Below are 9,947 nucleotides of genomic sequence, written 5' to 3'. Positions count from 1 at the left end.
CACGCATGCCGCTCTGCTCGACCATCGCATTGGCCATCTCGGCTCTTCCTGCTCCGAAAGCTGCAATGTCGGCGCGCACGATCTGTTCCATTTTCGCCCGCTCCCAGGGACTGTCCGTGTTGTGTCGAATCGCTCTGTTCATGAAATTATTCCTATTTCATCGACGAGAACAAAGCAAGAACTTTCTATGTGCGATGCAAAACTGGCGCTGTGCGGCGCTTTCCGCTATTCGGCTAAGGATGCTCAGTGTTCTCATCGAAACCCGCAATGACGAGGAGGGCCTCGCCCGCACGCTCGCCTCGCTGATTGGCGGCGCGGTCGAAGGCGTGGTGCGTGAAGTTATCGTCTGCGACACAGGCTCCACCGACCAGACGCATCGTGTGGCCGAGCATGCCGGCTGTCAGTACGTGACCGGCGGTGTCGCTGCCGGCATCCGCCAGGCCAAGGGGGATTGGTTGCTGCTCCTGGAACCGGGCGCGCGGTTGGTGGAGGGCTGGATCGATGAGGTTGTCGCGCATACGGCCAGGCAGACCATGGCGGCACGGTTTTCGCGCACGCGGGCCAGCCGCACGCCATTCCTGGCACGGGTCTTTTCGGGAAACCGCGCCCTGGCCGACGGATTGCTGATCAGCAAGCGTCAGGCGGCGGCCGCGGCCAAGAGTGCCGGCAGTGCTGAGGCCATCGCCCGCGGCCTCGCAACGAAGCGGCTCGACGCCGAGATCTGGATGGCGCCCGCCAAGCAGGAACGCCGCTCCTCGACATGATTTTTTGCAGCTGCTCAGGCCATTGTGCATTGCACAAAATCTGACGCGGGGTTAGCTTCCGTTCAAGCGGGAATTGGGTTTGGGACATGCCGAGTGGCGAGCACCGATGCGGCATCGGTGGTGCTCTCATAGCCGAGGACCCAATGAAGCTTTCAACCCCCGACACATCCGGCGCGGCCAGTCTCGAGGCTATTGCGCGCGACGGCAGTCTGTTGCGACGCATCGCGGTGCGCATTCCGACCTATCTCAAGGACCTGCGCGAAAACCCCGCCTGGCTGCCGATGTTCGTGCTGGCGCGCACAATGCCTGGACGCCGCATGCATTGGCTGGGCGCAAAACGCGCCCGCCCGGTCGCCAATGCCGGGGATACGATGTTTGCCGGTGTCGAACGGGGAGCGGTCGTCGATGCGTTGCGCTCCGACGGGCTGTTCTCAGGCTTGGTCCTGCCGCCTGATATCCATGAAGAGATCGCCGACTTCGCCGGGCGCACGCCTTGCTTCGGCAATTTCGACCGCCGTCTCGAATTCATGCCGGGGGAACATGCCGAGGCCGAGAAACGCCTTGGCCGCTCGCTGCTCAGCGGGCATTTTTTCGAGCGCATCCTCGACTGCCCGGCGGCGCTTGCCATCCAGCGCGATCCGCTGCTTCTGGATATTGCCGCGCACTATCTCGGCGGCCAGGCAAAACTGATCACGACGCGCGTCTGGTGGAGTTTTCCAACCGGTGCCGCTTCGGATGCCGACAAGAACCTCGCCTCGCTCGGCAAGTATCATTTCGACCTCGATGATTGGCGCATGCTGAAATTCTTCTTCTACCTCAAGCCGGTCGACACCGACACCGGTCCGCATGTCTATGTCAGGGGCAGCCACAAGCGCCGCAGCCTCAAGCACCAGCTCACGCTTCTGGTTGGCCACCCCGCGCAACAGGTCCTGGATGTCTATGGCGAGCAGAGCCCGGTGACGCTGACCGGCGAGGCCGGTCTCGGTTTCGTCGAGGACCCTTTTGGCTTCCATATGGGCACCGTGCCGGCACGCACGCCGCGACTGATGATGGAAGTCGGCTTCGGCGTCTCGCCGCCGTCGCGCCGGCGGTTTCATGGCGAGCCGGTCATCCGCTGAGAGCGACGCTTGCCTCGGCTTTACGGAGCTGATTTGCCGCGCCGCAAATGCTCGTCCAGGCGCGGCATGATCTCGACGAAGTTGCACGGCATATGCCGGTAGTCGAGCTGTGCCTTCAGGATGCCGTCCCACGCGTCCTTGCAGGCGCCTGGCGAACCCGGCAGCACGAAGACGAAGGTGGCGTTGACGATGCCGCCGGTCGCCCGGCTCTGGATCGTCGAGGTGCCGATCTTGTCGTAGGAGATCCGGTGGAACACTTCCGAAAAGCCATCCATGCGCTTTTCGAAGATCGGCTCCAGCGCGTCCGGCGTCACGTCACGGCCGGTGAAACCGGTGCCGCCGGTGGTGATGACGACATCGATATTCTTGTCCCGCGACCACGCCAGAACCGTGTCGCGGATTTTTTCCCGATCGTCGGTGACGATATCGCGGGCCGCCAGCATATGGCCGGCCTCGGTGATGCGGTCGGCCAGCGTCTGGCCGGATTTGTCGTCGGCGAGGCTGCGCGTATCTGAAACGGTCAGCACCGCGATGCGCACGGGAATGAAGGAGCGGCTCTCGTCAATTCTGGCCATCCGATCCCTCCGATGCGATGCTGCGCGTCGCCGCGACGAACCAGTCGGGCTGGCGGCCGCGGATTTCGGCGGCGGCGCGCTTGGCGACATTGCCGGTCTCGAACAGGCCGAAGCAGGTGGCGCCGGACCCGGACATCCGTGAAAAACCCGATCCGGCCTTGTTCAGCCAGGAAAGCGCCCTGCCGATAGCCGGCTGCATCGCCAGCGCGGCGGGCTCGAGATCGTTGCGGGTGATCTCCAGCCAGTTGCGCAGGCTATGAAAATCGATGCTGCGCGGCAGCGGCGGCAAGGCCTCATTGTCGCGCCGGGAAAGCGCCGCAAAGACGTCCGCCGTCGAGACCGGGGTGCCCGGATTGACCAGCACCAGGCCAAGCGCCGAAAAATCCGGCACCATCGACAGTTCATCTCCGATGCCGCGCGCGACCAGCGGCTTTGCCGCCAGGCACATCGGCACATCGGCGCCGAGCGAAATGCCGATCCGCGCCAGCTCTGCGCCGTCTATATCCAGGCCCCATGTCTCCACCAGCCCGCGCAGCACGGTCGCCGCGTCGCTCGAACCGCCGCCGACGCCGGAGGCGACCGGCAGGTTCTTTTCCAGCCGGATAGCGACCGGCGGTGTTCTCTCGTGCCCGACCGCCTGTCGCAGGGCATCGCGCGCCCTAGGCACCAGATTGCTGGCGTCGAGAGGAACAGCCGGGGCGTAGCGGCCGGACACGGTAAATTCATCGCTATCGGCAGGCGCAATTTCGACCCTGTCGCCAAACCGCGTGAACACCGCCAGGCTTTCGATCAGATGATAGCCGTCAGGTCGCCTGCCGGTGACATGCAGCGCAAGATTGATCTTGGCGTGCGCGTGCCAGCTACGCGACCCGATGTCGGTGTCCACAATGGTCTGCGAAATGGTGCTCAGTCCTTGGCCAGCCGGTACTCGCCGGTCTTCGGATCCTTGACCAAAGTGCCCATCGCGCCGTTGGCCGTCTGCTTTTCGGTACGCCGCACCTTGGCGGTCACGCGTTCGGCTTCCCTAATGAAGGTGCGGTAGCCGAAATAGGCGGCGACGCCAACGACGGCGAAGAAAATGATCTGCGGCATGCCAAAACTCCTCCCACGCTGGGCCGGCGAAGGCGGCCGGTCGGGTCGGTTAAGCTCTCATGCTAGACGCTTTTGCCGGGTTTTCAAAGCCCGAAGCGAGACCACAATGCGCGCTCTTCCGCCGCATCGACCACGCCGCTGGCGGCGGCGGCTGCGATATCGGGCGCTGAAAAGCCCTTGCTTGAGCCAAACAGGCCGAAGCGGCTGAGGAAACCGCGCGGTGTCGTGATCAGCCTGAGCTGGGTTTTCGCCCCGAAACGGGTCTTGAGCACCGTGCGCATGTCGCCGAGCGCATCGACCAGGCCGAGTTCAAGGCCCTTGATGCCGGTCCAGAACAGGCCTGTGAACAGGTCCGGGTCGTCTTTCAGTTTCGCGCCGCGCCGCTCCTTGACGAGGTCGATGAACGTGCCGTGCACCTCGAGCTGCAGCGCCTTCAGCCGCTCGACATCTTCCTTTTTCTCGGGCTTGAACGGGTCGAGCACCGCCTTGTTCTGGCCGGCGGTGTGGACGCGTCGCTCGATGCCGATCTTCTTCATCAGTTCCGGGAAGCCGAACGAAGCCGAGACCACGCCGATCGACCCGACGATGGAGGATGGGTCGGCGAAGATCTCATCACCGGCAACCGCGATCATGTAGCCACCCGACGCCGCCACGTCTTCGACGAAGACCAGTACCTTTCTGTTCTTTTCCGTGGCCAGGTCACGGATGCGCTTGAAGATCAGCCGCGACTGCACCGGCGAGCCGCCGGGCGAATTGATCGAGATGGCGACTGCCGGGGCGTCGTAGGAAAACGCCTTCTCGATGAGGCCAGCGGTGGAGGCCAGCGACAGGCTCGGCCGGAACTGGCCACCGCCTGCCATGATGGTGCCGTGCAGCCGGATGACCGGAATGGTGACGACGGTGGAGCGCCAGGATTTCGGCAGCAGGCGGTTGATAAGGCGTTTCACGAGGGCGTGGTCTCCGGTCGATAGGTTGCAGGCATGTAGGGATTTCCCGGCCAACGGCAATGTGGCCAGGCAGAATAGCTCAATCTCCGAACAGCGAGGCGAGGCCGTTGGTGATCATTTCGCTGCGCTCGTCGGGGCCGTTGCCTGATTGCGCGTGCAGCATCAGGGGCGGGCGGATGGCAAGCTTTCCCCGTGTCCCGAGCGCTGCCCGCACAACGATGCGGATTGCCGCGGCGTCTGGGCGAGGGTGGACGGCGAGCATTTCGGCATCGCCGAAGCGCCCTGCGATCGCATCGAGAATGGCGCCGAGCTGTTCGGGGCGGGCGATCACGGCAAGCCCGCCGCGCGGCCTGACCACCGCCGCCGCACTGCGGATCCAGCTCTCGAACACCCCGTCCTCCATGACATGGGCCTCTTTTCTGAGGCGATCGGGGGAGGCGCGGTCCCGGGGAGCGTTGAAGGGCGGGTTCATGATGACGAAGTCGAAATCATTGTCGGCGAGGCCGGCGGCCGCCCGCGCCCGGCCCGATACGGTGACATCGGCGACCAGCACGGAGGCGCGATCGCTCAGATGGGCATTGCCGGGATGGGCAAGAGTGGCTGCCGCGAAGGCCGCCATTTCCGGCGCGCGTTCGACAAGCACCGCCTCGGCGGCCGGGCAGCGCGACAGCACCGCCAGGCCGGCGGCCCCGGCACCGGCACCGAAATCGGCGAGACGACCGGCAAGGGAGGACGGCACGGATGCCGCCAGCATCATCGCATCCATGCCGGCGCGATGACCGCCTTGCTTGGGCTGCACCAGCCAGAATCGGCCGCGATGGAAAGCGTCGACCGTATGGGCCGGCGTGTCCGGGACAAGGGCGGCGGGCGCGGCGGACATTATCTTCCGCGGATTTCGTTGGCGATGCCGGCATCCGTCAGGATGCGCCGTGCCGCGTCGGCCTGGTCGGCGTCGACCATGACGCGCTTCTGCAAAAGACCGATCGACCCTTCGAGAATGCTCATATTCTGGTCGGCGACAAAGCAGGCAATGCCGGCGTCGCGCATCAGCGATTCGACAAAGGAAATGATCACGGCATCGTTGGTGCGGACTAGTTCTATCATTGTATGAAACTCGCAGTTTGCGCTATTGATGTAAACGGGTAGGGGATTCCGGGGCAGAGCCGTTCCCTTGGGGGTCGTTGACATTCTGTCGCCGCCGCCGCGCCAATTCGCCACTTGCCGTGCCCATGTCCGCCGCCCTAGAGTCCATACAGGGACTAAGGGTGCCGTCGCACGCTCTATACCAAGACGGGAGTGATTGTCGTGGGTGTCGTTCTCAACATCGAAAACGGGAAGCGGGAGCCCGCCTCCATCAAGGATCTGATCGATCTGACTGCCGCCGATATGGGGCGCGTCAATGAATTGATCCTGTCCAAGGCCGGCTCCGACGTCGAGATGATCCCGGAGGTCGCCAACCATCTGATCTCGTCCGGCGGCAAACGGCTGCGGCCGATGCTGACGCTGGCCGCAGCCCAGATGTTCGGCTATGCCGGCGAGGGCCACGTCAAGCTCGCCACCTCCGTCGAATTCATGCACACCGCGACGCTTCTGCACGACGATGTCGTCGACGAGAGCGGCATGCGCCGCGGCAAGAAGACCGCCCGCATGATCTGGGGCAACCAGGCAAGCGTTCTGGTCGGCGACTTCCTGCTCGGCCAGGCCTTCCGCATGATGGTCGATGTCGGCTCGCTCGAAGCGCTCGATATCCTGTCGAGTGCGGCCTCCATCATCGCCGAGGGCGAGGTCATGCAGCTCGCCGCCGCCAAGAACCTCGAAACCACCGAGGACGAGCATTTCGCCGTCATCAAGGCCAAGACCGCCGCACTTTTTTCGGCGGCTGCCGAGGTCGGCCCGGTCATCGCCCAGGCGACGCGCAACGATCGCGCCGCGCTGCGCTCCTATGGCATGAATCTCGGCCTGGCCTTCCAGCTGATCGACGACGCGCTGGACTATGGCGGCACCAGCAAGGATCTGGGCAAGAATGTCGGCGACGATTTCCGCGAGGGCAAGGTGACGCTTCCGGTCATTCTCGCCTATCGGCGCGGCACCAAGGCCGAGCGCACCTTCTGGAAGCGCGCCATCGAGGACAATGTCGCCGATGACGCCGGCCTGGAAAAGGCGACCGGCCTGATGACCCGCCACGGCGCCATTGCCGACACGATCGGACGCGCGCGCCATTTCGGCGAGATTGCCCGCGACGCGCTGGCGCCGCTCGAAGCGACGCCGCAGAAATCGGCGCTGATCGACGTCATCGATTTCTGCATCAGCCGGGTCAACTAAAGGCTGGACTTTCGCGACGCTATCTCTGGCCTGCGCTAAGAGGAAGTTTAGGAATTCGGTCCCGCCGTCTCGACAAGCCGCCCTGCCGCAAATTATCTATAAAACATGGCAAAGGGCACAGACGACACCATCGCGGTGCGCATCAGCAAGGTTCTGGCGGACCGCATCATTTCCGGTGCGATCGAGCCGGGGGCCAGGCTTCGGCAGGATCACATCGCCGAGGAATTCCAAACCAGCCATGTTCCGGTGCGCGAGGCCTTCCGCCGCCTCGAGGCGCAAGGGCTGGCCATCGGCGAACCGCGCCGCGGCGTGCGTGTCGCGTCTTTCGACCTGGGCGAGGTCAAGGAAGTCGCCGAAATGCGCGCCGCCCTTGAAGTGCTGGCGCTGCGCCACGCGGCGCCGCATCTGACATCGGCCATTCTCGATCTCGCCGAGGAGGCGTCCAAGGCTGGCGACAAGTCCCGCGATGTCAGGTCGTGGGAGGAAGCCAACCGCGCCTTCCACCGCTTGATCCTCGCGCCATGCGGCATGCCGCGCCTGCTCGCCACCATCGACGATCTGCACGCGGCAAGCGCCCGTTTTCTGTTCGCGGCATGGCGCTCGGAGTGGGAGACACGCACCGATCAGGACCATCGCGCGATCCTCGCCGCCTTGCGGCAGGGAAACACCGAATCGGCGGCCGTCACACTGGGGCGGCACGTCCAATGGATTGGCCGCAAGCCGGTCAGGACGGCTTCCGGAACGACGCGCGAAGCCTTCGCCATCGTAGGTTAGACGGCCTCCGCCAAAGCCAGGGCTTGCAATCTCCAGGGAAGTGTGGATTCGATAATAGATCGAAAACAGAAATTATCTATAATTTGCAATCGATCGAAGGAATCCCAATGACAGACGTCGCATTCTCGTCCAGCAAGCCGTCGTTCAGCCCGCTCCGGCTCCAGGATCGTTCTCTTGCCTGGCAGGTCGGAGCCGTCGTGCTCGGCACCCTGTTCCTGGCGCTGTCATCCTACATCGAAGTGCCGATGGTGCCGGTCCCGGTGACGATGCAGACCTTCGCGGTGACACTGATCGGCGCGCTCTATGGCTGGCGGCTTGGCGCGCTCACCATCGCCGCCTGGCTGGTCGAGGGTGCGGTCGGCTTTCCGGTTCTGTCCGGAGGGGCAGCGGGTGCGGCGCATTTCGTCGGGCCGACGGCTGGCTATCTCTTCGCCTTCCCGCTTGTCGGCGCAATGGTCGGCTGGCTGGCCGAACGCGGCTGGAACGGCAACAGAGTGGTGCTGGCATTTGTCGCCATGCTGCTTGGCAATCTTGCCTGCCTCGTGCTGGGCACAGCATGGCTTGCCGTCATGATTGGAGCCGAACAGGCCGTTACCTTCGGCTTCCTGCCGTTCATCGTCGGCGGCTTGCTCAAGTCGGCGCTGGGTGCCGCGACCCTCATGGCGCTTCGCGGCGGCAAGGCCAAGCCGGTCAATCCGTGACGATCAGGCTGCGCGCCCACCACCTCCTTTGCCTGCTCACCTATGTGGGCAAGGGATACAGCCCCGCCTTCACCGCCAATTATGATCGCGTAGCGGAGCGCCTGAGCCGGGGCGAGGACATCCTCCTCGTTTCCAGCCCGGACGATGTCTGCGCCCCGTTGCTTGATGAGCCGGAACCGCACTGCCTCAACGAGAGTGTCGTCGAGCGGGACCGGCTCGCCACGCAGGATGTGGGCGAGTTGCTGGCGCGGCCAATTCGCGTCGGCACCCGTCTTGATCTCGATGCTGCGATGCTGGGCCGGATGCGGCAGGCGTTTTCGGCTGGCCTTGTACGCAAGGCCTGCGGCGGCTGCGAATGGAACGAACTGTGCAGCACGATAGCGGCCGGCGGCTACGGCGACACGCTGGTGCAGCGGTCTGCCTCGCCAGGCGAGGGCTGATATTGGCCCGAGCCTTAGCGGTCGAATCGGTGATATATTCGGCGCCGCATAGGGCCGTGGCCGAAATCCAAGATCGGAAAACTAGTGCCCGCCGCCATGATTTGTTAATCGGGTGCCCGGATTGTGAATTCGAGGCGGATTGAAGCGCGACCCCAAAAAGGCCATGCTTTGCCTGGAAAGATCGAGTCTACGCCCATCCCGCTGACGCGGAGATGGCGCCTGGCTGAAAGGGATACGATGCGGCAAGGACGTGCGCGCTGGCTGACAAGGCTGGCAATTGTGACAGGCATGGCGATCTCGGCTTTGCCGGCCTATGCCAAGCAAACCACCGAACCGGTCAAGATCACGTCGTTTTCGGGCGCTTATCTGGCGGCCCGGATCGCCGAAGGCGATAACGACCTCGACAGCGCCATCGCCTACTACAAGCAAGCATTGGCCTTCGACCCGAGCGACACCGGCCTGCAGCAGAGCTTGATGCTGTCGCTGATCGCGCAGGGGCGCTTCGACGAATCCCTGGTCTATGCCGACAAGCTCAAGGAAGTGCCTGACGTCGAGCGTTTCTCGCGGCTGGCGCTCGCCGTCGATTCCTTCCACAAGAAGGATTTCACCAAGGCGCAGTACTGGCTCAAGCTGTCGCTGGAATCCGATCTCGACCGGCTGATCTCCGGGGTGATGTCCGGCTGGGCGCAGCAAGGCGCCGGCGAGCCTGCCGATGCGATGGCGTCCATCGACAAGCTGCAGGGGCCGGATTGGTTCGGCCTGTTCAAGTCGTTCCACCGCGCCCTGATCGCTGATGCATCCGGCATGCCCGAAAAGGCCGAGGCGATCTACGCCGCGACCATGCAGGATACCGCCGCCGGTGGTGCCGCTCCCGAAACCTGGATGCGCAACGCCCAGGCCTACGCCTCGTTCCTGGCCCGCAAGGGCGACAAGACCAAGGCGCTGTCGGTGCTCGATCAGGCCGAGGCGTTTTCGCCTGGCAAGCTGGAAATCGTCGCCTTGCGCGACCGAATTGCAAAAGGCGACAAGATTGCGCCCCTGGTGGCCGGCCCATCCGATGGCGCCTCCGAAATCCTGCTCGACCTCGCCACCGCGCTCAACCGTGGCGGCGGCGAGCCCTTCGTGCGCCTCTATCTGCAATATGCGCTTGCTTTGAAGCCTGATAGCGACGCTGCCCTTGTGCAACTCGCTGCCGTGTCCGAGCAATTGAAGGA

Annotated in this window: 12 protein-coding genes and 1 pseudogene; 7 read left to right on the top strand and 6 right to left on the bottom strand. The window is 64.1% G+C overall.

The features are described from left to right. Window positions 1-239 precede the first annotated feature (239 nt). The gene (locus EN932_RS19820; RefSeq protein ID WP_013532838.1) at window positions 240-764 is read left to right on the top strand and encodes a glycosyltransferase; all 525 of its coding nucleotides are present in this window, start codon (window positions 240-242) and stop codon (window positions 762-764) included. Between the two features lie 143 nt (window positions 765-907). Continuing rightward, window positions 908-1,882 carry a hypothetical protein gene (locus EN932_RS19815; RefSeq protein WP_127368987.1) on the top strand — a complete coding sequence of 325 codons (975 nt, stop codon included), beginning with the start codon at window positions 908-910 and terminating at the stop codon, window positions 1,880-1,882. Between the two features lie 20 nt (window positions 1,883-1,902). Here the strand turns inward: EN932_RS19815 and moaB are convergent, their stop codons facing one another. The 6 genes from moaB to EN932_RS19785 all read right to left on the bottom strand — a co-directional run bounded on the left by moaB (window position 1,903) and on the right by EN932_RS19785 (window position 5,600). Beyond that, on the bottom strand, window positions 1,903-2,457 hold the full coding sequence (gene moaB / locus EN932_RS19810; protein WP_013532836.1) for a molybdenum cofactor biosynthesis protein B: 555 nt from the start codon (window positions 2,455-2,457) through the stop codon (window positions 1,903-1,905). Then, the gene (locus EN932_RS19805) at window positions 2,444-3,343 is read right to left on the bottom strand and encodes a 4-(cytidine 5'-diphospho)-2-C-methyl-D-erythritol kinase (protein ID WP_024502638.1); all 900 of its coding nucleotides are present in this window, start codon (window positions 3,341-3,343) and stop codon (window positions 2,444-2,446) included. The genes moaB and EN932_RS19805 overlap by 14 nt, the downstream gene beginning before the upstream one ends. A 20-nt stretch (window positions 3,344-3,363) precedes the next feature. Further along, on the bottom strand, window positions 3,364-3,549 hold the full coding sequence (locus EN932_RS19800) for a membrane protein (RefSeq protein WP_013532834.1): 186 nt from the start codon (window positions 3,547-3,549) through the stop codon (window positions 3,364-3,366). A gap of 83 nt (window positions 3,550-3,632) precedes the next feature. Then, on the bottom strand, window positions 3,633-4,496 hold the full coding sequence (locus EN932_RS19795) for a S49 family peptidase (RefSeq protein WP_127368988.1): 864 nt from the start codon (window positions 4,494-4,496) through the stop codon (window positions 3,633-3,635). Between the two features lie 79 nt (window positions 4,497-4,575). Continuing rightward, window positions 4,576-5,376 (bottom strand): methyltransferase, encoded by an 801-nt coding sequence (locus tag EN932_RS19790; protein ID WP_024502640.1) that lies wholly within the window; start codon window positions 5,374-5,376, stop codon window positions 4,576-4,578. Further along, window positions 5,376-5,600, bottom strand: coding sequence for a DUF2007 domain-containing protein (locus EN932_RS19785; protein ID WP_013532831.1), 225 nt, complete (start codon window positions 5,598-5,600; stop codon window positions 5,376-5,378). The genes EN932_RS19790 and EN932_RS19785 overlap by 1 nt, the downstream gene beginning before the upstream one ends. Before the next feature lie 201 nt (window positions 5,601-5,801). Between EN932_RS19785 and EN932_RS19780 the strand changes: the two genes are divergently transcribed. The 5 genes and pseudogenes from EN932_RS19780 to EN932_RS19760 all read left to right on the top strand — a co-directional run. Next, the gene (locus EN932_RS19780) at window positions 5,802-6,818 is read left to right on the top strand and encodes a polyprenyl synthetase family protein (protein ID WP_013532830.1); all 1,017 of its coding nucleotides are present in this window, start codon (window positions 5,802-5,804) and stop codon (window positions 6,816-6,818) included. A gap of 105 nt (window positions 6,819-6,923) precedes the next feature. Beyond that, complete coding sequence (locus tag EN932_RS19775; RefSeq protein ID WP_127385289.1) at window positions 6,924-7,592, top strand: GntR family transcriptional regulator; 669 nt, start codon at window positions 6,924-6,926, stop codon at window positions 7,590-7,592. Between the two features lie 107 nt (window positions 7,593-7,699). Beyond that, window positions 7,700-8,293: a biotin transporter BioY gene (locus EN932_RS19770; protein WP_127369184.1), complete on the top strand. Its 594-nt coding sequence runs from the start codon at window positions 7,700-7,702 to the stop codon at window positions 8,291-8,293. Then, on the top strand, window positions 8,290-8,733 hold the full coding sequence (locus tag EN932_RS19765; RefSeq protein WP_127369185.1) for a DUF1284 domain-containing protein: 444 nt from the start codon (window positions 8,290-8,292) through the stop codon (window positions 8,731-8,733). Before EN932_RS19770 ends, EN932_RS19765 begins: the two co-directional genes overlap by 4 nt. A gap of 237 nt (window positions 8,734-8,970) precedes the next feature. Beyond that, window positions 8,971-9,947 (top strand): annotated as a pseudogene (locus EN932_RS19760) (hypothetical protein); the annotation flags it as partial.

The organism is Mesorhizobium sp. M7A.F.Ca.US.002.01.1.1, assembly GCF_004022955.1.
Taxonomy (GTDB): domain Bacteria; phylum Pseudomonadota; class Alphaproteobacteria; order Rhizobiales; family Rhizobiaceae; genus Mesorhizobium; species Mesorhizobium ciceri.
The sequence above is the reverse complement of the archived record's forward strand: the minus strand, read 5'-3'. Positions and strand labels throughout refer to the sequence as shown.